This is a genomic window from Drancourtella sp. An57 (assembly GCF_002161525.1).
Lineage (GTDB): Bacteria > Bacillota > Clostridia > Lachnospirales > Lachnospiraceae > Sellimonas > Sellimonas catena.
Genome location: NZ_NFHY01000001.1, coordinates 189,095 through 212,835, shown reverse-complemented (window position 1 = coordinate 212,835; position 23,741 = coordinate 189,095). Strand labels below are relative to the sequence as shown.

General features: G+C 45.6%; 19 protein-coding genes and 1 tRNA gene. 15 read left to right on the top strand and 5 right to left on the bottom strand.

The genetic code is table 11. The annotated features are described in order from the left end of the window. Positions 1-20 precede the first annotated feature (20 nt). Genes B5G11_RS01100 through pcp form a run of 4 tightly spaced genes read left to right on the top strand, consistent with a single transcriptional unit; the run spans position 21 to position 3,361 of the window. Positions 21-722 (top strand): DUF969 domain-containing protein, encoded by a 702-nt coding sequence (locus B5G11_RS01100; RefSeq protein WP_087166587.1) that lies wholly within the window; start codon positions 21-23, stop codon positions 720-722. A gap of 15 nt (positions 723-737) precedes the next feature. Further along, complete coding sequence (locus tag B5G11_RS01095; protein WP_087166588.1) at positions 738-1,685, top strand: DUF979 domain-containing protein; 948 nt, start codon at positions 738-740, stop codon at positions 1,683-1,685. A gap of 24 nt (positions 1,686-1,709) precedes the next feature. Next, positions 1,710-2,696, top strand: a complete 987-nt coding sequence (locus B5G11_RS01090; RefSeq protein ID WP_087251866.1) for a peptidase — start codon at positions 1,710-1,712, stop codon at positions 2,694-2,696. A 20-nt stretch (positions 2,697-2,716) separates the two neighbouring features. Then, on the top strand, positions 2,717-3,361 hold the full coding sequence (gene pcp, locus B5G11_RS01085; RefSeq protein ID WP_087166590.1) for a pyroglutamyl-peptidase I: 645 nt from the start codon (positions 2,717-2,719) through the stop codon (positions 3,359-3,361). Positions 3,362-3,554: 193 nt separating this feature from the next. On the opposite strand, the gene dltD is transcribed toward pcp, so the two are convergent. From dltD to dltA, 4 genes are read right to left on the bottom strand one after another with little or no spacing between them, the layout of a single operon-like run. Next, positions 3,555-4,730, bottom strand: a complete 1,176-nt coding sequence (dltD, locus tag B5G11_RS01080) for a D-alanyl-lipoteichoic acid biosynthesis protein DltD (RefSeq protein WP_087251865.1) — start codon at positions 4,728-4,730, stop codon at positions 3,555-3,557. Next, the gene (gene dltC, locus B5G11_RS01075) at positions 4,727-4,963 is read right to left on the bottom strand and encodes a D-alanine--poly(phosphoribitol) ligase subunit DltC (RefSeq protein WP_087166592.1); all 237 of its coding nucleotides are present in this window, start codon (positions 4,961-4,963) and stop codon (positions 4,727-4,729) included. The genes dltD and dltC overlap by 4 nt, the downstream gene beginning before the upstream one ends. An 18-nt stretch (positions 4,964-4,981) precedes the next feature. Further along, positions 4,982-6,142, bottom strand: a complete 1,161-nt coding sequence (gene dltB / locus B5G11_RS01070; RefSeq protein WP_087251864.1) for a D-alanyl-lipoteichoic acid biosynthesis protein DltB — start codon at positions 6,140-6,142, stop codon at positions 4,982-4,984. Next, positions 6,139-7,668, bottom strand: a complete 1,530-nt coding sequence (dltA, locus tag B5G11_RS01065) for a D-alanine--poly(phosphoribitol) ligase subunit DltA (protein ID WP_087251863.1) — start codon at positions 7,666-7,668, stop codon at positions 6,139-6,141. The genes dltB and dltA overlap by 4 nt, the downstream gene beginning before the upstream one ends. A gap of 163 nt (positions 7,669-7,831) precedes the next feature. On the opposite strand from dltA, the gene B5G11_RS01060 reads away from it, so the two are divergent. Together B5G11_RS01060 and B5G11_RS01055 are read left to right on the top strand one after the other, a co-directional pair. Continuing rightward, positions 7,832-8,935, top strand: coding sequence for a helix-turn-helix domain-containing protein (locus B5G11_RS01060; protein WP_087166595.1), 1,104 nt, complete (start codon positions 7,832-7,834; stop codon positions 8,933-8,935). A 104-nt stretch (positions 8,936-9,039) separates the two neighbouring features. After that, a complete protein-coding gene (locus B5G11_RS01055; RefSeq protein WP_087251862.1) occupies positions 9,040-11,334 on the top strand; it encodes a hydratase in 2,295 nt (764 codons plus the stop codon). 46 nt (positions 11,335-11,380) lie between these two features. Here B5G11_RS01055 and B5G11_RS01050 read toward each other — a convergent pair whose 3' ends face one another. Then, positions 11,381-12,790 (bottom strand): amidophosphoribosyltransferase, encoded by a 1,410-nt coding sequence (locus tag B5G11_RS01050; RefSeq protein ID WP_087166597.1) that lies wholly within the window; start codon positions 12,788-12,790, stop codon positions 11,381-11,383. Positions 12,791-12,989: 199 nt separating this feature from the next. Here B5G11_RS01050 and B5G11_RS16235 point away from each other — a divergent pair, with 199 nt between their 5' ends. The 9 genes from B5G11_RS16235 (at position 12,990) to B5G11_RS01000 (ending at position 23,702) form a co-directional block, all read left to right on the top strand. Then, positions 12,990-13,196, top strand: a complete 207-nt coding sequence (locus tag B5G11_RS16235; protein ID WP_087251861.1) for a hypothetical protein — start codon at positions 12,990-12,992, stop codon at positions 13,194-13,196. 720 nt (positions 13,197-13,916) lie between these two features. Further along, entirely contained in the window at positions 13,917-16,517 is a 2,601-nt protein-coding gene (locus B5G11_RS01040; protein WP_242958833.1) for a hypothetical protein, read from the top strand. 131 nt (positions 16,518-16,648) lie between these two features. Beyond that, positions 16,649-18,562, top strand: coding sequence for a 1,4-alpha-glucan branching protein GlgB (gene glgB, locus B5G11_RS01035; protein ID WP_087251860.1), 1,914 nt, complete (start codon positions 16,649-16,651; stop codon positions 18,560-18,562). Positions 18,563-18,663: 101 nt separating this feature from the next. Further along, entirely contained in the window at positions 18,664-19,272 is a 609-nt protein-coding gene (locus B5G11_RS01030; protein ID WP_087251859.1) for a class I SAM-dependent methyltransferase, read from the top strand. A 52-nt stretch (positions 19,273-19,324) separates the two neighbouring features. Further along, on the top strand, positions 19,325-20,101 hold the full coding sequence (locus B5G11_RS01025) for a ZIP family metal transporter (RefSeq protein WP_087251858.1): 777 nt from the start codon (positions 19,325-19,327) through the stop codon (positions 20,099-20,101). 39 nt (positions 20,102-20,140) lie between these two features. Beyond that, complete coding sequence (trmB, locus tag B5G11_RS01020) at positions 20,141-20,791, top strand: tRNA (guanosine(46)-N7)-methyltransferase TrmB (RefSeq protein WP_087251857.1); 651 nt, start codon at positions 20,141-20,143, stop codon at positions 20,789-20,791. 219 nt (positions 20,792-21,010) lie between these two features. Next, positions 21,011-21,355: a thioredoxin domain-containing protein gene (locus B5G11_RS01010; RefSeq protein ID WP_087166605.1), complete on the top strand. Its 345-nt coding sequence runs from the start codon at positions 21,011-21,013 to the stop codon at positions 21,353-21,355. Between the two features lie 129 nt (positions 21,356-21,484). Further along, a tRNA-Lys gene (locus tag B5G11_RS01005) sits at positions 21,485-21,557 on the top strand. Between the two features lie 114 nt (positions 21,558-21,671). Next, positions 21,672-23,702 (top strand): sulfatase-like hydrolase/transferase, encoded by a 2,031-nt coding sequence (locus B5G11_RS01000; RefSeq protein ID WP_087251855.1) that lies wholly within the window; start codon positions 21,672-21,674, stop codon positions 23,700-23,702. Positions 23,703-23,741 lie beyond the last annotated feature (39 nt).

The following is a 23,741-nucleotide window of genomic DNA, read 5'->3' as shown; positions in this document are numbered from 1 at the left end:
AGAAAGAAGGAGGAAAATCTATGGAGTATATTAAACTGATTGGTGTCCTGATTGTAGTGCTCGGATTTGCGCTGAAACTGGATTCCATCCTTATTATCTTTTTAGCGGCAGTGACGACCGCTCTTGCAGGAGGTCTTGGAATTGACGGACTTCTTGAAACACTTGGAACAAACTTTGTAGCGAACCGAAGCATGGCAATTTTTATTATGATCCTGCTTGTAACAGGTGTACTGGAGGCGAACGGTCTGCGTGAAGCGGCTGCGGATCTGATGAGAAAAGTAAAAAGCGCTACGGCCGGAAGGCTCGTATGCGCGTATGGTATCCTCAGAGGATTCTTTGGTGCGTTTAACGTAGGATTCGGCGGTGTTGCCGGATTTATCCGTCCGGTACTTCTTCCGATGACAGAAGGTGCCATCGAGAGCCACGGACATGAGCCGAATGAGGAACATATGGAAGATATCAAAGGAATGGCATCCGGTATGGAAAATATTACATGGTTCTTCTTCCAGGTACTCTTCGTTGGAGGTGCCGGCGGTATCCTTGTACAGACGACACTGGCGTCTCTTGGATACGAGGTAGAACTTGTGGAACTGGCAATCGCGGAACTTCCGATTGCGATCATCGCACTTGTTGTGGCAAGTATCTACTACATCACAAAAGACAAGAAACTGATGAAAAAATACTATGGTTCCAGTGCGGCGAAACCGGAGAAGAAGAAATAAAGGGGGTACAGATACATGGATCTTAAGTTTATACAGATAGGTGCCGGCCCTGCCAATGTTCTTGGCGAAGCGGTGTGGATCATCATTGGTCTGATTACAATTTTTGCAGGTATCAAAAATCTGCTCGACAAAGAAAATCCGTCCAGAATCGGTACTGCGGTATTCTGGTGTTCATTTGGTATTGTTTGTGCATTCGGAACATGGCTTCCGGCGAAGGTATCCGGAGCGCTTGTTATCGTAATGTGTATGCCGCCGATTTTCAAACGTGTAAAAGTCGGAAAGACAAATGCCCCGACAAAAGAATACACAAAAGGACAGTACCAGAAGATCGGTATGAAGATCTTCATCCCTGCCCTTACTGTAGCGGTATGTTCTCTCTTATTCGCGTTATTTACAAACATAAGCTCCATGGTAGGTGTTACGGTAGGTGTTATCATCTCCATGATTATTCTGAGAGCCTACTCTTCGGATAATAAACCGAAAGTATTCCTGGAAGGATCTGAACGTTTTCTGTCCATGATGGGACCTCTGTGTATGCTTCCTCAGCTCCTTGGAGCTCTGGGCGGTATCTTCACGGAGGCCGGAGTCGGCGAAGTAATCGCCGGTATCGTAGAAAATGTAGTACCAAAAGGAAATGTCAACCTTGGTATCATCATTTTCGCAATCGGAATGGTGCTCTTCACCATGATCATGGGAAATGCTTTCGCGGCTATCACGGTTATTACCGTTGGTATCGGCGGACCATTCGTACTTGCGTACGGTGCGGATCCGGTTATCATCGGAATGCTTGCTCTGACATGCGGTTACTGTGGTACACTCTGTACACCAATGGCTGCGAACTTCAACATCGTTCCGGTGGCTATTCTGAATATGAAAGACCGCTGGGGTGTTATTAAGAATCAGGTTGTTGTAGCAGCAATCATGCTTGTAGTACAGATCTGCTACATGATTATGTTTAAATAGGTAATATAAGGACGGCACAGGGGGATGCGTGACATTGAGCGGGGAGCCCGTATTATTATTGAAAACTGGGTAAGAATAAGACCCTGGGACAAACTTTTGATTGTGACAAGCAAAGAGTACAGGGCAGAAGCGCAGGAACTCAGAAAGCAGGCAGTCAAAAGGGCCAGATCGGTGAATACACTTCTGGTAGAGAATAAAGGACGGTATGTAGGGGTGTTTTTTGACGAAAATGAAGAAATTTTTGATCCTTACACTGCGATCATCGCGGCAACGGAATATTCGCTTGTGACAACCAAAGCTGCGAAGCGCGCAATCAGCCGTCATAAGAAATTTTTGTCCCTGCCCCTTTCGACAAACAATGGAAAATCCATGCTGGAATTTGATTTCCTCATGATGGATACAAAGAAAAGCCGGCTGATGGCGGAGGTTATTATGAAATACCTCCGTCATTCGTCACGGATTCACGTAACCACTCCTGCGGGTACCGACCTGCAGATGGGGAAAAAGGGCAGAAATCCGGGGTTTTTCAACGGTGTGGTCAAAGACGGCAAAGGATATTCCTCGGCCAGCATCGAAGTTTATGTGCCCATTGAGGAGACAAAGACGGAAGGCATCATGATGCTGGACGGTTCGCTCGGGTACATCGGAAAGGCAGAGGAAGTTACAAGAATTGAATTCCGGGAAGGGCGCATTGTAAAAATCGAAGAGACACCGACCGGAATCCGTCTGAAAAACTATATGGAAGCTTACAAGGACAGCAGGATCTATATTGGCGGTGAATTCGGCATCGGCCTGAATTCGTACTCCCGGTGTGTGGGAGACTGCTATATCGAGGACGAGTCAGCCTATGGAACATTCCATATCGGACTTGGCCGGAATCTTGCCCTTGGAGGTGTACAGAATGCCAAAGGGCATTTTGACCTTGTATGCCTGGAACCGGATATCTATGCGGACAACAGGCAGCTGATGCAGGAAGGCAAGATTATCTTGCCGGAACCAAATGTATATTAAGGTATAAGGAGGTCAGTACAATGAAAGTATTAGTGACAGGATTCGATCCATTTGGGGGAGAAAAAGTAAATCCGGCATATGAGGCAGTGAAACTGCTTCCGGATACAATCGCAGGAGCTGAAATTATCAAAATTGAAATTCCGACCGTATTCACAAGAAGTGCAGAGGTTGTAGAAGAGGCAATTAAAAAATACGAGCCGGACATGGTACTGGATGTCGGACAGGCAGGCGGACGCTCCTGTATGACAGTAGAAAGGGTTGCGATCAACCTGAAAGAAGCAAGGATCCCGGATAACGACGGAGAACAGCCATTTGACGAACCAATCCGCGAAGACGGCGAGACCGCATACTTTTCCACACTTCCGGTAAAAGCAATGGTGGAAAATATGAGAGCCCATGGAATTCCGGCACACATTTCCTATACAGCAGGAACCTATGTATGCAATTGCATTATGTACAATGTGCTTTATCTTGCGGCGAAAAAATATCCTGGAATCCGCGCCGGATTTGTACATGTACCATTTGAAAGCGGACAGGTTGTGGACAAGGCAAACGGCACACCGTTTATGTCCCTGGAAATGATAGCAAAAGCTCTGGAATACGGCATCGAAGCCGCAGTGACAAACAAAGAAGATGTGCAGAAAGCAATGGGCGAAACACACTAAATAAAAAAAGATTTCATTGGGGACGTGTTCCGGTGCGCAGGAACCCGTCCCTTATAAATTGGTAAAAAATTAATATTAGAACATATTGTAGACAAATTTTGGTGCGGTGGACAGATTGGCGTACATGAGATACAGGTAGAGTATCATGAGCATTGCATAAAATACAGCCGTCCACCCTGCGAATGCGGCAAATTTATTTTTCTTCAGTTTTCTGATAAAATCTGTAAATGCTTTCATTGATCATCACCCATCCTTTCTTACCTATATGGACTCCGTCTTCGAAGAAGTATTTTGTGTATTCCTGATCGGAGAAATCTGCTATGGAGGCATTGTACTCGGCGGCCACGGAGCGGATTTTCTGGTAGTAGTCTTCCCTTGCTTCTTTTGGGAAGCCGGTATAATCGTACCAGTATCCGTTAACCGGCATCATGACGAGCAGAGGACGGATTCCAAGATCCTGACAGACATCAAGAAAACATCTGAGATCGTCATATTCCGGCGAGGTGCTGTAACTTCCATTCAGACTCTGGTTTTTCTTCTTTTTCATGAATGGACGGACTTTCCATTTGTAGGAACTGTCGTCCATATAAAACGGATTTCCCTGATTCTGTGCCTCTCCATCTTTAATGGACTGTTTTAACAGGGAAGCAAAATCCGGATCCTGATCCGTTTTTTCTTTGGACGATGCTTTTGGAACATTGTCCTTTACCATCTGCATGACAGCGGTCTGCAGTTCTTTTTCTTTCAGGAACCTCGTGTAGATCCGGTAGTTGACACGGTCGGACATGGAAGCGTCCTGAGTGTAGAGTACACGGTTATAAAGGTCTGCACGTTCCCGGGCAGCAGGATCGACCCGAAGCAGTTCATGGGAGCGTTTGATCATGTAGTCCTTGACATTTTTGCGCAGATGGTTGTTTTTGAGCATTGCGATGTAATGGGACTCTGAAAAACGGGAGGTGAAAGCCTCCGGCTGTACACCTGCCTTCCGGAACCACTGCGGGGAAAGGAAAAGAACCGCTTCCTTTGTCTTTGCATGTTCTCCCAGCGATGCCAGTGTGATGGCATGGCTGAGAGACTGGTAGTAGCCGGCACCGATCAGCATCATATGAAATTTTGTGTCTTTGAAAATCTTTCCCGGATGATAAGGTGTTTTCACGCCGTACTGAAACTCGGAAGAGCCGAATGTCAGGACTGTATTTTCATCCAGGTTTTTTAAAATAGCTTCCCTGGCCGGAAATTTTCCGTCTCCGGACCAGGAGGCGAATGCATTTCCGTCGGCATATACCCTGCGCTCTGCCAGAATATGCAGCCCGGCTGCCGAAGTCAGTGTAAGGGCAGCGGCAAGGAAAAATGCCAGTAACCGTTTCATGATGCACTCCTTGTTTCCAGATAGGTAAGGATCCGGTTTGGTGTGTTAAAGGTACTGCGGTCTACCTCGGACGGGGCGATCAGGATACCGAGTTCGTCCTCAATATCTGCAAGCAGTTCTGCAAATCCAAGCGAATCCATCAGATCAGTTTCAAACAGATCAATGTCCGGGTTGCTTTTTACAATATCATCTTCACAGATTCTTTCCAAAATTTCAAACAGTGTTTCTTTCATAGTATATTCCCTCCAAAATTATGATAATCCGAGCAGCCATACAAACTTGCCCGAAAAGATATAAAAACCAAAAATTACGAGCTGAAGTGTGATCAGCCACGACAGGAAACGGTACCACCGTTTCTGACGGTGATTTTTGTAAAAGGTTGATTTTTTCTTGTACCATTCTGTAGCGGCCAGTAGAACGCCATGATAAAATCCGTACAGGATATAGGATGGCGTCACGCCGTGCCACAGACCCATGACAAGCATGTTGACAAGAAAACCTGCACAGGCTGCATTGAGCCTGTTTTTAAAACGCTTTTTCCGGATCGACTGAATCATAAACCGGGAAAAGAGAAAATCCCGGAACCAGTGGGACAGTGTAATATGCCAGCGGTCCCAGAACTCCTGAATGTCAATACTTTGAAACGGCCGCCGGAAATTGTCCGGAGTCCGGATGCCAAGAAGATAGCTGGTGCCGACTGCCATCAGACTGTACCCGGCAAAGTCGAAAAACAGGTAAAATCCATAGCAGTACGCATAGAAAATCACATAGTACCATGTGCGGGCACCGTCAACCATTCCCATGCCTTTAAAGAACACAGAGGCAAGAATCAGCTTGTAAATCAGTCCAAGCAGAATTTTAAATATGCCTTCTCCGGCAAGCGCCAGGTACTCTCTGCGGGGCCGGATACTGTTCAGGTCCTCCAGAAACCGCCGGCTCCGGTCGATAGGACCTGAACTAAGAGACGGAAAGAACAGCACGAAGGCTGTAAAATCAAAGACAGACATTTCGGTAATCAATCCGTCATAGGTCTCGATAATGATCTGGGCACACCGGAATGTCAGATAGGAAATTCCAAGGAACGCAAAGATGGATTCTCCCCACAGTCCGGCCAGTTTACTGAGAATCAACGGCAGAATACTCAAAAACAGTGCCAGCCTGTACACCCGGACATTCCGGTCTCTGGAAACACGCAAGGCCATGTACCCTTTTACAACAGTCAGTTCGATTATAAAAAACAGAATCAGGTAAGCTGCCTGCTCCGGTTTTGAAAAAAAGGCCAGAGCGGTAAATAAAATGGTTGCGGCAGTAGAGTACCATTTCAGCGGCTGCTCCAGAATACCGAGCAGTAATGCCGGAAGAAGAATGAGAATAAGGACACAGAAAAACTGATAATTGTCAAAAAAACTCATGAAAGCATCCCTCCCAGAGCTTTCCGGTCAGCTTTTCCGTTGGCCGTCATCGGGAGCTGGTCAAGGAAGACCACTTTTTTGGGAATCATGTAATCCGGAAGATATTCTTTCAAATCCTGCCTGATGCGCAGTGATTCTGCAAACTCATCTTCCGGGACATCTTCCTTGACAAGGAAAGCGGTAATACTTTTTGCTTTTCCATCCCGCATATTCGCGACAGCGGCAGCGTTTTTAATACCGGGAAGCTTCAAAAGATTGCTTTCGATATCTCCGAGTTCAATCCGGTATCCATGCAGTTTGATCTGAAGATCAATGCGTCCGCAGTAGTAAAGCATGCCATCCTTTATATAACCCTCATCTCCTGTCCGGTATCCGCGGACTGTATTTCCGCTTTTGGAGACGGTGAAAAAGACAGGTTCTGAGAGGTCCGGCCGCCGGAAATATCCCGGACTGACCGTGTTTCCGAGAATAACAATCTCGCCCCTTTCTCCATCGGTCAGACGTGCCCCTTCCGGGGAATGGATTTCAATCCATGTTCCCGGTTTTGGACGCCCGACAGGAAGCGGAATTTCCGTTTCTGTAAGTTCCGGTGTGACCTGAACTTCCGTCACTGCTACCGTGGATTCTGTCGGCCCATATGTATTCATGATGACAGCATCCGGAAACCGTCCGGCCAGCTTTTGTGCGGTCCGGTTTGTCAGCGTTTCTCCGCAGAATAAAAACAGGCTGATCTGCGGAAGCAGTGAACTGTCAAAATTCGGATCCCGAAGGCACATATCTGCGAAAGACGGCGTAGAAACCCACACGGAGGCCCGGGATGCGGCCAGTGCCGGAAGAAGGAGACGAAAATCGGACTGCTGCGATTTTGTAAGAGGATACAATGTTCCGCCGCAGGCCAGGCACGTGTACAGATCCATGACTGAAAGATCAAAAGAAAACGGTGCCTGGTTTAAAAAGATGTGTCCTTCTTTATCTTTTTTTGAGGTACCAAGGCCGACAGACCACTCCAGATAATGATTCAGACAGTCAGAAGTGATCTGAACGCCTTTCGGGCTTCCGGTACTTCCGGAAGTGAAAATCATATAAAAAAGATCTTCGCCGGAAACCGGGGACAATTGTAATTGCTCCTCCGGATATTCTTCCTGCATCAGATGTTGAATTTCTTCTTTCCTGATAAAGGAAACGGTACTGGAACTGTCCTCCGGATCTTCGCAGGCCAGTACAAAAGGCGGCTGAATGCTTTCGATGATCTGCATGGTACGGGACCATGGTACAGAAACATCGACCGGACAGTATCCTCTTCCTGATTTTACACATGCAAGAAAGCAGATGAGCATCAGCGGGCTTTTATGTCCGTAGACAGGAATCGGAGTCCTGTCATTTTTACAGAGCCTTTGAAGAGCCGCGGCAAGAAGATCAGAATATTTCCAGAGATCTCCGTAGCGTAAACGTTCTTCACCGGATATCATTGCAGCGCGGTCCGGAAAACGGACGGCTGTCTGATTGATTTCGTATAAAATGTTCATAACTTTTCCCTCCTGTAGTGCTTTACCAGTATCATAAAGAACCGCCCTGAAAAGTCAATATGATTTCGCGAACAGTAAGAAAACATTCAACAAATCTTAATAATCCTCATTTACTTTTCCACTTTTTTTGATATAATTATTCCAATGAATGGAGGAAAACATCATGTTGTCAAATCAGGTACTGCAAAGAACAATATCAGAAATAGAAAATATAGCAGGGGGTTCCTGTTCTGTGTGGGCAATGGACGGACATCGCATTGTACAGGCAGGGACAGAGAGTATGAATGCGGGCGAGAGGATTCAGGCATTTCTCGAAGAGATAAAAAAAGAAGAGATCTTTCAGGGACTCGAAGAGATCCGCACAGGATACGCCCTCTTCCTTGTGTGTGATGAGGAGAAACCTGCTTACATATTAAATATAGAAAACATGAGCGGAGAAAAGGCGGAAATTGTAGGGCGCCTCGGCGTTAAACAGATGGAGGGGCTGATACGTGCCTATAAAGAAAAGATTGACAAGAACCGTTTTCTTCAGAATCTTCTTCTTGATAATATGCTTCTTGTGGATGTTTACAACCAGGCAAAGAAGCTTCATATCGAAAACGATCAGAAGAGAGTGGTCTATCTTGTAGAGGCCAGGGCCAAAGATAATCAGATGCTTCTTGAAACGATGAAAGGAATGTACGCGTCCGGCATGAAAGATTTTGTAACTGCGGTGGATGAGGGAAGTGTGATTCTTGTCAAGGCGCTGGAAGAGACAGATGGATACCGGGAAGTGTTTGAAAGCGCCAAGAGCATCGCGGATACGGTATCTGCTGAGGCAATGGTTAATATCCGGGTGTCTTACGGTACGATGATCCACGAGTTGAAGGATGTATCAAAATCCTACAAAGAGGCCGGCATGGCACTGGATGTGGGGCGGATTTTCTATCCGGACAGGAATATTCTTGCTTATAACGAACTGGGAATAGGACGGCTGATCCATCAGCTTCCGCTCTCTCTGTGCGAGATGTTTTTGAAAGAGGTTTTCGGGGACAGGGATGTATCCGAGTTTGAGGAAGAAACACTTTCCACGGTTTACAAATTCTTCGAAAACAATCTGAATATCTCCGAGACGGCCAGACAGCTCTATATCCACAGAAATACGCTTGTGTACCGGCTGGAAAAGATTCAGAAGCTGACAGGTCTGGATGTGCGAGTGTTTGAGGACGCTCTGACATTTAAAATCGCGATGATGGTATCAGAGCATATGAAATTTATGAATCAATAAAGTTTATAAACAGGGAAAACACAGAGACAGGTATTACAGCTTGTCTCTGTTATTTTAATGTGCTAAAATGAGAAAAGTACAAAATGAAGGAGGTACTTGCCTGTATGATAAAGTTATTTAAAAATGGAGTCTACTTACTGAATGGTAAAGATATCATAGAAGACGGACCGGAAGCTGCCGAGGCGCTGAAAGCAAAGACGGGACGTGTGGTTACAAAAGAAGAGGCGGCGGCGCAGACGATCGCCTATGAAATTCTGAAAGCCCACAATGTTTCAGGAAATATGAAAAATCTGAATATCAAGTTTGACAAACTGACGTCACATGACATTACGTTTGTCGGAATCATCCAGACAGCAAGAGCGTCCGGACTTGAGCGGTTCCCGATTCCGTACGTGCTTACCAACTGCCACAACAGCCTCTGTGCTGTAGGCGGCACGATCAATGAGGATGACCATATGTTTGGACTGACCTGTGCAAAAAAATACGGCGGCGTCTATGTACCGCCTCATCAGGCTGTCATCCACCAGTATGCGAGAGAAATGCTTGCCGGAGGCGGTCAGATGATCCTGGGATCTGACAGTCATACCCGATACGGCGCTCTTGGAACAATGGCAGTAGGGGAAGGCGGACCGGAGCTTGTAAAGCAGCTTCTCAGCAAGACATATGATATCCGGATGCCGGAAGTGATTGCAGTTTATCTGGACGGAGAGCCGGTTAAAGGAGTCGGCCCGCAGGATGTTGCTCTGGCGATTATCAAAGCGGTGTTCCAGAACGGTTATGTGAATAATAAAGTGATGGAGTTTGTGGGACCTGGCGTTGAAAAGCTGAGTGCGGATTTCCGTATCGGCATTGATGTTATGACGACAGAGACGACCTGCCTCTCTTCGATCTGGAAGACGGATGACACCATCCGGGAGTTCTATGAGATCCACGGAAGAAGTGGAGACTATAAAGAGCTGAATCCTGGAGAAGCCGCTTACTATGACGGAATGGTCTATGTAGACCTTGGAAGCATCCGCCCGATGATCGCAATGCCGTTTCATCCGAGCAACGCCTACACGATCGAAGAAGTTAATGCAAACTTAAAGGATATTCTTCATGATGTGGAAGAAAAAGCAAAGGTAAGCCTTGACAATGCGGTGGAATATTCACTGCAGGATAAAATACGAAACGGAAAACTCTACGTGGAGCAGGGAATCATTGCAGGATGTGCCGGAGGCGGATTTGAGAATATCTGTGCCGCGGCGGACATTATCCGCGGGAAGAACATCGGCTCCGATGCCTTTACATTCAGTGTGTATCCGGCAAGTACTCCGATTTATATGGAACTGGTGAAAAACGGTGCTGTCGCAGATCTCCTTGCGGCAGGAACGGTTGTTAAGACAGCATTCTGCGGACCTTGCTTTGGCGCGGGGGATACTCCGGCAAATAATGCGTTCAGTATCCGTCATACGACAAGAAACTTCCCGAACAGAGAAGGATCCAAGCTTCAGAACGGTCAGATTTCCTCTGTGGCGCTGATGGATGCAAGATCCATTGCAGCAACAGCCGCCAATAAAGGATATCTGACACCGGCGACCGATCTCGATGTGGAATATAAAAATCCGACCTATCATTTTGATGCCTCCATTTATGCGAATCGTGTCTTTGACAGCCACGGAAAAGCAGATCCGGACGCAGCGATCCAGTTTGGTCCAAACATCAAGGACTGGCCGCAGATGCCGGCGCTTCCGGAAAACTTATTGTTAAAGGTTGTTTCAGAGATCCATGATCCGGTAACGACGACAGATGAGCTGATTCCGTCAGGAGAGACTTCCTCTTACCGGTCCAATCCGCTTGGACTTGCGGAGTTTGCGCTTTCCAGAAAGGATCCGGCATATGTCGGGCGTGCAAAAGAGGTGCAGAAGGCCCAGAAAGCAATCGAGGCACACACTTGTCCGCTGGAAGTACTGGAAGAACTCAAACCTGTGATGGCGAAAGTGAGAGAACAGTTCCAGAATGTGGGAGAAGGAAACCTTGGTATCGGAAGCACGATCTTTGCAGTGAAGCCGGGAGACGGATCTGCAAGAGAACAGGCGGCATCATGCCAGAAGGTGCTTGGAGGATGGGCGAACATCGCAAGCGAATATGCGACGAAGCGTTACCGCTCCAACCTGATCAACTGGGGAATGCTTCCATTTATTACAAAGGAAGACCACAAAGCCCTTCCGTTTAAAAACGGCGACTATATCTTTGTTCCGGAAATCCGCAAAGTGATTGAAGGCAAAGCAGAAGAAGTGAAAGCCTATGTTGTGGACGGCGGCCTGAAAGAAATCACGCTTCATCTTGGCGCGCTGACAGATACAGAACGTGAAATCATTATGAAAGGATGTCTCATCAATTATTATAGAGGCTGGTAAGCAGCAGAAAACCCCGTCCGGGAGCCGGACGGGGTTCATTTTTACTTTATTCTTCTCCGTTGAAGCAGTACGTACAGAGCTTACAGGAGTCGATTCCGATGGATTCGATCAGGTCATCCAGACGGTGGTAACGAAGAGAGGTGAAATTCTGCTGACGGCAGATTTCATCCAGCATCTTCTGGTACCGGTCACTGTTCGGGTCTGCGTATTCAGCCAGGATTTCCGGGGAAGCATCTCCTTCCCAGTCGCGGATAATCCGGCGTGTAATCAGATCCAGTTCGGATTTGGATCTTGAGAAGTTCAGATACTTACATCCATATAACAACGGAGGACATGCAGGGCGTACATGCACTTCCTTGGCACCGCTCTGATAAAGGAATTCGGTAGTCTCACGCAGCTGTGTTCCACGGACAATGGAATCATCGATCAGAAGCAGCTTTCTGTCTTCGATTAAAGCCTGCACCGGAATCAATTTCATGCGGGCGATCAGATTTCTCTGACTCTGAGTGGTCGGCATGAAAGAACGCGGCCAGGTAGGTGTATATTTAATGAACGGGCGGGCATATGGGATACCGGATTCATTTGCGTAACCGATGGCATGTGCCACTCCGGAATCCGGGACGCCTGCAACGATGTCAGGAGTAACGGTTCCGGCATCTCTTTTTGCAAGAAGGCTTCCGCATTTGTAGCGCATCTCCTCTACATTGACTCCCTCATAGGAAGAAGTAGGGTATCCATAATAAACCCAGAGGAAGGAACAGATCTTCATTTTTTCAAAAGGCTGTCCGACTGTTTCCACGCTTTCAGGTGTTACATAGACGATCTCACCAGGTCCCAGTTCCTTATAATCGGTATATCCGAGATTGATATATGCGAAACTCTCAAAAGAAACACAGTATGCATCATCTTTCTTTCCAACGACAACCGGAGTGCGTCCGTAACGGTCACGTGCCGCATAGATACCTTCCGGAGTCATGACAAGCAGAGTCATGGAACCGTCCACGATCGACTGTACATAACGGATTCCTTCTACAATCGAATCCTTTTTGCAGATCAGGGAAGCAACCAGTTCTGTGGCATTAATCTGCCCGGTGCTCATCTCCTGAAAATGAGAATGTCCATCATTATAAATCATGTTCAAAAGTGAATCAAGATTATTGATCTTGCCGACTGTAGTGATAGCAAAGCTGCCAAGATGTGACTGGATCAGCAGAGGCTGCGGTTCGAAGTCGGAAATACAGCCAATACCCAGATTTCCCTTCAGCTCCTCCAGATCTTTGTCAAATTTGGTACGAAACGGGGAATTTTCAATATTATGGATTGCGCGGCTGAATCCATTCTCTCCGTGAGTTGCCATACCGCCTCTTCGTGTTCCGAGGTGAGAATGATAATCTACCCCGTAAAATAAATCAAGTACACATTCATTTTTTGAAGCTACGCCAAAAAATCCGCCCATAGTGTGTATTTCTCCTTTCCCATTCTAAAACAATCTTACATTGACAATACTAATTTAGTTTAGCACGGATGGACCGGTAAATGAAGAGGAAATTAAAAATAGATAAATGAATGAAAAATATAAATAAATCAGACAATAAGAACAATTAGAATTAAAGAATGAAATAAAATAAAAAATATAAAAGAAAAGTGTTGACAAAATGGAGGCGGGATGCTATAGTGTAATCAATCCAAAAGAAAAGAAACCTGACGAGAAAGGGATTCTTGAAAACTGGAAGTTGTTTCACTTTCAGAATTGGAAATTTAGAAAAGGAGGGCTTTTACCATTGGACAATACGGAATTCAAAACTCAATATGTTAGTGGTGTTACAGATGAAGGTTCCCATGATGAAAGCCTTTATCAATAAATCAATCCAGTAAATAGTTGAGTATACAAAGTATATCGGAGTTGTTAGAAACTGGAATTTGTGATTGAAAGATCTGTAAGACATATTGAGGATGATACCACATCAGTCAATAGTTCAAAGAGTTAGAAGATGTGTAAAGAAACATCGCATAACCATCAGAAATTTTATTAACCATTTATTTTATATTTAATATGAGTTGATGAATGAAGACGTAGTATGCGGATAGTAACAGGGGAGGAAGCCAAGGAGCAGAACCCATAAGAAGATTGAAATAAGAAAGAGAGTTTCTCTAAGTTATATGAATCTGATATATTGGCAGAAGATCCGAAAAGTCAACAAAATTAAATACATTATAAAAGGAAGTAAAAGATCTGAGATCAAAGATTACATTAGCGGAAAATTAATCAGAGACTTTGAGTTATATATCGAATATAAAATAAAAAAGGCTTTTGGGAACCGGTAGATCAAAAGAAAGATTCCTCCGGTAAGAGAATATAGAATATGAAAAAATTGAATAGTTAGAGTAGCCATTATAAGAAAAAACGTTATAATGGCTACTTTTTTTGCGTAATAGTTTTGTAATAATTAAGAAAAAAACACTCCCATTTTTTTGACATTGACAGGTTGGTATGATACACTAAGAAAATGAAAAGATATATCATTCTTGCGTATAGAAGGCTGGTAAGGAATCGCTGCAAAAGCAAGTAATTAATGAGGTGAATGACATTGGATAAATACGAGTATCGTGAAAAAACGGAACAAATGATGAAGTACGTCCAGACAAGATCCTACGACAAGGCAAAGGAGATCGCAGATACGATCGACTGGAAGCGAGTAAAAAATGCGTCAATGCTTTGTACTGTAAGTGAAATTTACGAATATACCGGGGAGTATCAAAAGAGCAGAGAGATCCTTTTTATTGCATATGACAGAAGTCCGGGGAGCAGGAAGATTGTATACCGCCTGGGGACTCTGGCGCTTCGGCTGGGGGAGACGGAGGAAGCGCTGGACTGCTATGACGAATTTGTGAGTATGGCTCCGAAGGATCCGAACCAGTACATATTAAAGTATAAGATTTTAAAGGCGCAGAACGCCCCGATTAAGGAACAGATTCATGTGCTGGAAGAATTTAAAAAAGCGGAATATATTGAAAAATGGGCATATGAGCTTGCAGAGCTTTACGATCAGGCGGGAATGACAACCGAGTGCCTCGAAGAGTGTGACGATCTGATTCTGTGGTTCAGTGACGGAGCTTTTGTACAAAAGGCGATGGAGCTGAAAATGAAATATAAACCTCTGACGCCGCAGCAACAAAAGAAATATCGAAAAGCGGGGAATGAGGAAGAATCCGGAAACCTGACTGCCGCTGTGGAAGAAGCACAGACAAGGAAGCCGGAAAAAGAAGAGAAGGTAAAGGTTGAGGAGATTCCGGCGGAAAATCAGAAAGAGGTTCAGGGAGAACCGGAAAAGACAGTAGATTTTGAGCAGGTGATTTCGATGCTTCAGGACCAGGGGAAAAGAGAAACACTGATTCTGAAAGCAGATTCTTCAAAAGCGCTGACAGGAGCCTTTCTGCTTGGAATGGCTGTCGGAGGAAATAAGACGATAACAGAAGTGAAGCAGATGTTCGAAAAAGGAGAGGGAGACGTGTACGAAACAGGCCAGATGAAAATAGAAGAGATCCTTCGTCAATGGGAAGAAAGACAAAGGAAAAATGCAGCCGTGATTGAAGAAAAACGGCGCGAAGCAGAGGCAAAAGCAGAGGAAGAAAAAGCAAAGCAGGAAACAGTTTCCAAGGACACAGCGACGATACTTTCAGAAGATATTCAAAGACTTCTCAGCGAGATGGAAGCGGAAGAAAAAGAAAGAGAAGAGGCTGTCGGCGGCACGACAGAGTCTCTTGCAAGACTTTCCGAGTCGATGAAAGATCAGACAGAAGAAGAGACAGAAACTGAAACAGAACCGGATGAATCTGTCGAAGAAGAAAGTCCTGAGGACGAGTACGCCGAAGAAGAGTACACCGAAGAGGAGTATGACGAGGACGAGTATGCTGAAGAGGAGTACGATGAGGACGAGTACGCCGAAGAGGAGTATGACGAGGACGAGTACGCCGAAGAGGAGTATGACGAGGACGAGTATGCTGAAGAGGAGTACGACGAGGACGAGTACGCCGAAGAGGAGTATGACGAGGACGAGTACGCCGAAGAAGAGTACGACGAGGACGAATACGCCGAAGAAGAGTATGACGAGGACGAGTACGCTGAAGAGGAGTACGACGAGGACGAGTACGCTGAAGAGGAGTCCATGGAAGAGGAGTATGAGGACGAAGAATCCGATTTTGAAGAGGATGATTCTGACTATGAAGAAGAGGTAGAAGAGTCAGATCAGGAAGAAGAGGAAGCGGCGGAACAGGAGCCGGAAAAAGAAGAGGTTCTGGAAATCGAGGAACCGGATGAAGACGAAGACTCCAGATCTTCCGGTGGATCTTCCTTTGATACAGGATTTATTGTTCAGGGAAGATATGACTTGAGCGCAACAAGTGAAATCGGTCTGAAGCTTGGTTTGACAGAGGAGCAGAAAAAACTGTTCTCCTATTTTGTGCCGATCCGTGGAATGAGTGAGCAGCTTGTCGATGTTCTCGAGCAGGACAGAAACTGCAGAAAGCGGTATGGAACTTCCAGAACAGGAAATATTCTTGTAATCGGACACAAAGGATCCGGTAAGACTGTACTTGCGGTTGATATTGTAAAAGCGATTCAGAAGCAGCGCAGGATGAAGCAGGGCAAGGTTGCGATTATCACCGGAGACGCACTGAATAAGAAGAACCTGATCAGTATTATCCAGAAGCTCAGCGGTGGTGCGCTGATTATTGAAAAAGCAAGTAAAATGAATGATAAAACCATTGATGAATTGACAGGATTAATGGAAGAGCAGACCGGAGAGATGCTGTTTATTCTGGAAGATGAGAGACGTCCGATGGAGAAAATGCTTTCTGAGTATCCGGACTTCCGCAGAAAATTTACTTCCCGTGTGGAACTTCCGATCTTTATCAATGATGAGCTTGTTACGTTCGGCCAGACATATGCAAAAGAAAACGGATACCGGATTGATGAAATGGGAATTCTTGCTCTTTACAGCCGTATCGATGTACTTCAGAAAGAAGACCACTTTGTGACAGTAGCTGAAGTGAAGGAGATCATGGATGACGCGATTGCCCATTCCCAGAAAGCGAATGTAAAACATCTGATGAAGAGGGTATTCGGAAAGAGCACAGATGAAACTGACAGAATTATTCTGAAAGAGGATGATTTCAAACATTAAAGATAATCGACAATAATTGTATAAAATGACGAAAAGAGTTTTGATAAAGTGAAAAACTTTGTTAAAACTCTTTCTTTTTATCCATCCCTAAAGTATAATAAGCTTAGATTTTTTGTGAGAAGGTGGATAGTATGGCGAGAACAAAAAAGAAAAAACCATATGAGATAGGAGAACTGGATCAGTACTTATTTGGACAAGGAACTCATTATGATTTATATAAAAAAATGGGATCCCATCTTGTTACGGATGGACGCAGAAAAGGTGCGTATTTTGCAGTCTGGGCGCCGAATGCGAAGGCAGTTTCGGTTGTAGGTGACTTTAACAACTGGGACAAGGATAAAAATCCGATGGTAAGAGAAGAGCCGCTTGGGATCTATACCTGCTTTATTCAGGGGATCGAAGAGGATATGATCTATAAGTACTGTATTGAGACGAAGACCGGAGACTTCCTCTACAAGGCTGATCCGTTCGCGAATTATGCGGAAGTAAGGCCTGGAACCGCTTCGAAAGTGCATGACATATCGAATCTGAAATGGAGCGACAGTGCGTGGATGGAAAAGAGGACTACCTGGAACATGGATGAGAGTCCGATGTCTATCTATGAAGCGCACATAGGTTCCTGGAAACAGCATCCGGGAGAAGAAGAGGAGCGCTTTTACAACTACCGTGAGTTTGCAGTAGAAGCTGCGAAATATATGAAAGAGATGGGATATACCCACATTGAATTGATGGGAATCGCAGAGCACCCGTATGACGGCTCCTGGGGATACCAGGTAACAGGATATTTTGCGCCGACTTCCAGATATGGAACCCCGGAAGATTTTGCGTATATGATCAACTACTTCCACAAAAATAAAATCGGGGTTATTCTGGACTGGGTACCGGCTCATTTTCCAAGAGATGCGCACGGACTTGCGGATTTTGACGGTACAGCGGTTTATGAATATGCGGATCCGAGAAAAGGTGAGCACCCTGACTGGGGTACGAAGATTTTTGACTACGGCAAGTCTGAGGTAAAAAATTTCCTGATCAGCAATGCGTTGTTCTGGATGGAGCATTTCCATGTGGACGGGCTTCGTGTCGACGCAGTTGCATCGATGCTGTACCTGGATTATGGAAAGCAGGACGGTCAGTGGGTTGCCAACAAATATGGAGGTAATCAGAATCTGGAGGCGATCGAGTTTTTCAAGCATTTAAATTCGGTTGTTCTTGGACGAAATCCGGGAGCGGTTATGATTGCGGAAGAGTCTACCGCATGGCCTAAAGTGACAGGAAAACCGGAAGACGATGGACTGGGATTCAGCCTGAAATGGAACATGGGCTGGATGCACGATTTTCTGGAATATATGAAGCTGGATCCTTATTTCCGGAAAGAGCACCACAATCAGATGACATTTGCGATGACCTATGCTTACAGTGAGAAATATGTTCTTGTACTTTCACATGATGAGGTCGTCCATTTGAAGTGTTCGATGCTCAATAAGATGCCGGGACTCGGATTTGATAAATATGCGAATCTGAAAGTCGGATACGCATTTATGATGGGGCATCCGGGGAAGAAGCTTCTGTTTATGGGACAGGATTTCGCGCAGCTTAGAGAGTGGAGTGAGGAAAGAGAGCTTGACTGGTATCTGCTGGAAGAGCCGGAGCATCAGTATCTGCAGGCGTTTACAAGAGATCTTCTGAAGCTTTACAAAAAGAATAAAGCCATGTATGAGCAGGACACTGTCGGATATGGTTTTGAGTGGGTAAATGCGAACGACGGATACAGAAGTATTTTCAGCTTTATCCGTCATTCCAGAAATAATAAAAAGAATCTGCTTTTTGTCTGCAACTTCACGCCGATGGAATGGGCGGACTACCGCGTAGGTGTGCCGCGCAGAAAGCAGTACAAGCTGATATTAAACAGTGATGAAAAACAGTATGGAGGAAAGGGCGAGGAACGGCCGCTTGTTTATAAGGCTGTGAAGCAGGAGTGCGATGGAAGACCGTATTCCTTTGCATATAAACTTCCACCATACGGTGTGGCAGTATTTGAGTTCTGATTACTGCAGTTGACAGGAAAAATGATCAGGCCCGTCTGGAAGGTGCATGAAGGCTTTGCAGGCGAGCCTGATTTTGTGTGGTTTAAAAATGGAGGGTCGATATGGAAAATTACCAGATTACACAGTGGTGCCACCGGTTTATCGAAGAACAGGTTAAGGATGGGGACTACTGTATTGATGCCACCTGTGGAAATGGACATGATACGTTGCTTTTATGCAGGCTGGCAGGCAGTGATGGACTGACAGCGGGATTTGACATCCAGGAACAGGCGGTAGAGAAGACAAAAGAACGGCTGAGGGAGGCCGGCGTGGAAGAAAAGGTCAGAATTTTCTGCTGCGGACATGAAAAGATGAGAGAACAGCTGGCAGAGGACCCGGACTGCCGAAAAATGCTGGAGAAGACGCAGGACGGTTATGGAAGTGTCTCCTGTGTTGTGTTTAACTTTGGCTATCTTCCGGGAGGGGCACATGATCTTGCCACAAAAGCGCAGACAAGTCTGGAGGCAGTTGAACAGAGTCTGGAGCTTCTGAAAAAGGGAGGAATTATCAGTCTTTGTATCTACAGCGGGAAAGACAGTGGATTTGAGGAGAAGGAAGCTTTGATGGAATATCTGAAAGGTCTTGACAGAAAAAAATATCTGGTTATAATGAGCTCATATTACAATCGTCCGAATCATCCACCGGTTCCGGGACTGATTATCCGGCTTTGATGTAGCAGAATGTGGATGATATCATATACTAACTGACAGGAGGGATGAAGATATGCAGCTTGCAGCAGGACTGTTGTTACCGTTTATAGGGACCACGCTTGGTTCGGCGTGTGTTTTTTTTATGAAAGGCCATATGAAACCGCTTATTCAGAAGATACTTCTTGGATTTGCGTCCGGAGTGATGGTGGCGGCATCGGTATGGTCACTGTTGATTCCATCGATGGAAATGTCGGAAAACATGGGAAAATACGCGTTTATTCCGGCGGCAGCCGGATTTCTGCTTGGAATTTTCTTTCTGCTTATGATGGATCAGGCGGTACCGCACCTTCACATGGGAGCGGAGAAGTCAGAGGGACCGAAATGTTCTTTAAAAAAAACAACCATGCTTGTCCTTGCCGTCACACTTCATAATATTCCGGAAGGAATGGCGGTCGGCGTGGTTTTCGCGGGGATGCTCTCGCGGAACACAGAAATTACAATGGCAGGTGCGTTTGCGCTGTCGATCGGCATTGCGATCCAGAACTTCCCGGAGGGAGCAATTATTTCCATGCCGTTAAAAAGTGAAGGAACGGGAAAGGGAAAGGCATTTTTGTACGGGATGCTTTCCGGGGCAGTGGAACCGGTGGCGGCCGGAATTACCATTCTGCTTGCGGGATTTATTACACCAGTGCTTCCGTATCTGCTGTCTTTTGCGGCCGGAGCAATGCTTTATGTTGTGGTGGAAGAATTGATCCCGGAGGCAAGCGAAGGGGAACACAGTAATATCGGAACGATCGGATTTGCAGCCGGCTTTGTGCTGATGATGATCCTGGACGTTGCGCTGGGATAATGAAAGTCCAGATGAGATCAGGAGAGAGGAGAGAATAGGATGAGACTTCGGAATATACCGGGGGCAAGAGACGTGATTGCCGGACATGAAGCGGTGATAAAGAATGAGAAGGAACAGAAAGGACACTGGGAAGAGGTCTTTGGAAATGACCATCCGGTACGTGTGGAGATCGGTATGGGGAAGGGCAGGTTCCTGATGACGATGGCGCTGGAACATCCGGAAATAAATTATATTGGAATCGAGCGATACTCCAGTGTGCTTCTGCGGGCGCTGGAGCGGATGGATGCCATGGAGGAACCGCCTTCTAACATCCGGTTTGTATGTATGGATGCGGCTGAAATAGAAGAAGTATTTGAACCGGGGGAAGTGGACCGGATCTATCTGAATTTTTCGGATCCGTGGCCAAAGGCACGTCATGCAAGGAGAAGACTGACGTCAGCCGCGTACTGGGAGAGATATGATCATATTCTGAAGCAGGACGGGGTTGTGGAGTTTAAAACGGACAATAAAGAACTGTTTGAATTTTCTCTTGAGCAGGTTCAGGAGGCCGGCTGGGAACTGAAGGCACATACTTTCGACCTGCACCATAACGAAGACCTGAACCGGGGGAATATTATGACGGAATATGAGGCAAAGTTTTCCGCCAAAGGAAATCCGATCTGCAAGCTGATTGCAGAAAGAAAAAGATAGGGGGGAACGCGTAACAGAATCCTTCATCCGGCATATGATGATAGAAAAAGCAGGTAGGTGGAAAATGGGAAAAAGATGCGGAAGAAAGGTCTGCCATACGTGCGGAAGATTCTGCTACGATAATATCTGGCTGAATAAAAAGATCCGGATTCTTCAAAAATCCTGTGCAGAACTATACAGGGTATTTAATCCTGGCTGCAGGTCAGGGCGGTGTGACAAATGCAGGAGTTGACAGAGCAGAATTTCCGGAAGGAAGTACTGGAGGAGAAAAAGCCTGTACTGGTAGAGTTTTATGCAGTCTGGTGCGGGAAGTGTTCGATGATGGAAGACATATTCGGAATGGTTGCGGAAGAATTTGACGGGAAAATCAAGGCGGGGAGAGTGGAAACGGAGAGCAATCCGCTTCTTGCCGCAAGATACCGTATCCGGGCAATTCCGGCATTTCTTTTGTTTTCGGACGGGGAAGAAGTTCTGCGGATGACAGGGATGATGGAGCCGGAGGAGATGGCCGGAAGATTGAACGCTGCTGAAAATATGCTGAACAGCCGGAAGAGAAAGAGATAACCGTATCACCCGGGCGCCCTGAATTTCAGGCGTTTCACAAAAAATAAAAAAATTTTTAAATTTTGCTTGCATTTTCCTGAATAATGTAATATAATTTTTCTTGCGTTAAACAAATGGAAAATGCAAAATGTGCCATTAGCTCAGTTGGTAGAGCACCTGACTCTTAATCAGGGTGTCCAGGGTTCGAGCCCCTGATGGCGCACTTTAAATCACTGTTTTTGGAGAGGGAGATCTCTGGGGGCGGTGATTTTTTTTGTGCCCAAAGGGCGAAAGTTTGATTTGGAATAGATAGATTAGTGATGGAAAGGGAGCACGTATGAGGCAGGATGTACAAAAGATAATTCTTCAGATCAGAAGAAGGTGGAAAAAGAGAAAAACAAAAGTAATCAGCATTTTGCTTGCGATCATCTGGCTGGCTGTCATGGTTGTGCTTTTGACAAACTGGAGAATGTTTGGCAGGACGGCAAATGGAGACTCGACAAAAGGAATCGTGCAGTGGGTACTTCTCTGGCTGTTTGGTGTTGCCGGAGCAATTCTATGGCAGTTTTACTGCCTCTTTCTCAGAAAAAAGAGGAAAATCAAAAGGCTTGGTGTTGGAAGCATCGTAACATTGGCAATTGCAATGGGGACAGGTATGTTCTGGATCATGGAGTGGATTTATAATCCGCAGATGTTTACGATTCCTTATCAGTTTGTGGCTCTTAGTATCTGTGTCTCGGCTGTTGTTTTTCTGATATATTTTCTGCTGTGCAATTCGCTGCGCCTTGCAGTGCTTCTGTGCAGCGCCATGTATTTCATATGGACAATTGCCAGCTATTTTGTTTATGAATTCCGGGGACTTCCTCTGCAGATTGTGGATCTTCTGGATATCGGGACGGCGACGACAGTAGCAGGCGACTATGAATATTCCATGACACTGCACATGCTGATTGTGGGCGTGATTATAATCAGTATCGTAACTTCCTTATATACAGGAAATAAATATAAACTTGTAAAGGGAAAAAAAGCAAAGATTCTGATCCGGGCAGCGGGCATTATCCTGCTTGTCGGAGGAATCCGGTATATTGGATGGTCAGATCAGCCGGACAGTTGGAATGTGGTTCTGAATGGAAACCGGCCGGGAGACAGCTTTTATAATTATGGAATGCAGATGTGCGTAATCCGTGGAGCCAGAGATTCGATTGTAAAGGAGCCGGAGGGGTATTCGGTTGAAGAACTGCAGCAGGTATCGGACGGGATTGAATCCGGAAATACGGGAAGTGCGGAGAAACCCAATATCATTGCAATTATGGATGAAACTTTTGCTGATCTGACCTGGATCAGAGACTTCCCGGTGTCAGATGAAATTATGCCGTTCTATAACAGTCTGACAGAAAATACGATTAAAGGAAAACTGCTGGTTCCTGTTCTGGGAGGAGGAACAGGAAAAACGGAGTTTGAATTTCTGACAGGAACATCGATGAGGATGTTTAACTCGACGCCGTATGTAGTACTTGGGGAAAAACTGGATGCCGCCATGGTAGAGCCGCTCGAAAGCCAGGGTTATAAAACAACTGCGATACATCCGTTCATTCCGACAAATTATAATCGGGAAGTTGCGTATGAAGCGATGGGATTTGACCGGTTTCTGAGTTTGGATGATTTTCAGGGGGAGAGAATGGTACGTGATTTTATCTCGGACGAGGCATGTTTTGACCGGATTGAGGAAATCATAAAGGAGGAAGAAGATCCGGTATTTACATTCTGTGTCACCGTGCAGAACCATTCTCCGTATACAAAAGAATATGAAAATTCAATTGAACTGCTGGAGTATACCGATTCACAGGTGGAACAGTATATGTCACTGATTCATGAATCCGACCGGGCACTGCAGAAACTGATCGAAGATCTGGAAAAGTCCGATGAGCCGACGGTAGTTGTGTTTTTTGGAGATCATCTTCCGACATTGTCCGAAGATTTTTACGAGTATGTATTTGGAAAGACAGATGAGGAAATGACGTTTGAAGAAAACCAGAATTATTATCTGACCCCGTTTTTGATCTGGGCAAATTATGATATTGAGGAGCAGCAGGATGTTGTCACAAGCAGTAATTATCTCGGAGCTATGACACTGGAGACGGCTGGGGTAGAGCTTACAAAATATCAGCAGTATCTTCTTGACTTAAGAGAAAAGGTGCCGGCTTTCAGCGGAACAGCCTACTATGGACATGACGGCAGATTTCACGAGTACGGATCCGGAGGCCGGGAGGAGGAGTATCTGCCGCTTGATGACTGTATTAATTACAACAAGATTTTTGGAGAAGAGAGCCGGCTGGACGAGTTCTTTTTCCTGAAAAACGATGAATAAGGTACAGGTTTTGTATTTTTTCCTATACAATCGCTAGGA

Excerpts from the sequence above, each read along its gene's own strand:
- B5G11_RS01100 (WP_087166587.1), top strand. The coding sequence starts at position 21 with ATGGAGTATATTAAACTGATTGGTGTCCTGATTGTAGTGCTCGGATTT.
- B5G11_RS01095 (WP_087166588.1), top strand. The coding sequence starts at position 738 with ATGGATCTTAAGTTTATACAGATAGGTGCCGGCCCTGCCAATGTTCTT.
- B5G11_RS01090 (WP_087251866.1), top strand. The coding sequence starts at position 1,710 with ATGCGTGACATTGAGCGGGGAGCCCGTATTATTATTGAAAACTGGGTA.
- pcp (WP_087166590.1), top strand. The coding sequence starts at position 2,717 with ATGAAAGTATTAGTGACAGGATTCGATCCATTTGGGGGAGAAAAAGTA.
- dltD (WP_087251865.1), bottom strand. The coding sequence starts at position 4,730 with ATGAAACGGTTACTGGCATTTTTCCTTGCCGCTGCCCTTACACTGACT.
- dltC (WP_087166592.1), bottom strand. The coding sequence starts at position 4,963 with ATGAAAGAAACACTGTTTGAAATTTTGGAAAGAATCTGTGAAGATGAT.
- dltB (WP_087251864.1), bottom strand. The coding sequence starts at position 6,142 with ATGAGTTTTTTTGACAATTATCAGTTTTTCTGTGTCCTTATTCTCATT.
- dltA (WP_087251863.1), bottom strand. The coding sequence starts at position 7,668 with ATGAACATTTTATACGAAATCAATCAGACAGCCGTCCGTTTTCCGGAC.
- B5G11_RS01060 (WP_087166595.1), top strand. The coding sequence starts at position 7,832 with ATGTTGTCAAATCAGGTACTGCAAAGAACAATATCAGAAATAGAAAAT.
- B5G11_RS01055 (WP_087251862.1), top strand. The coding sequence starts at position 9,040 with ATGATAAAGTTATTTAAAAATGGAGTCTACTTACTGAATGGTAAAGAT.
- B5G11_RS01050 (WP_087166597.1), bottom strand. The coding sequence starts at position 12,790 with ATGGGCGGATTTTTTGGCGTAGCTTCAAAAAATGAATGTGTACTTGAT.
- B5G11_RS16235 (WP_087251861.1), top strand. The coding sequence starts at position 12,990 with ATGGAGGCGGGATGCTATAGTGTAATCAATCCAAAAGAAAAGAAACCT.
- B5G11_RS01040 (WP_242958833.1), top strand. The coding sequence starts at position 13,917 with ATGACATTGGATAAATACGAGTATCGTGAAAAAACGGAACAAATGATG.
- glgB (WP_087251860.1), top strand. The coding sequence starts at position 16,649 with ATGGCGAGAACAAAAAAGAAAAAACCATATGAGATAGGAGAACTGGAT.
- B5G11_RS01030 (WP_087251859.1), top strand. The coding sequence starts at position 18,664 with ATGGAAAATTACCAGATTACACAGTGGTGCCACCGGTTTATCGAAGAA.
- B5G11_RS01025 (WP_087251858.1), top strand. The coding sequence starts at position 19,325 with ATGCAGCTTGCAGCAGGACTGTTGTTACCGTTTATAGGGACCACGCTT.
- trmB (WP_087251857.1), top strand. The coding sequence starts at position 20,141 with ATGAGACTTCGGAATATACCGGGGGCAAGAGACGTGATTGCCGGACAT.
- B5G11_RS01010 (WP_087166605.1), top strand. The coding sequence starts at position 21,011 with ATGCAGGAGTTGACAGAGCAGAATTTCCGGAAGGAAGTACTGGAGGAG.
- B5G11_RS01000 (WP_087251855.1), top strand. The coding sequence starts at position 21,672 with ATGAGGCAGGATGTACAAAAGATAATTCTTCAGATCAGAAGAAGGTGG.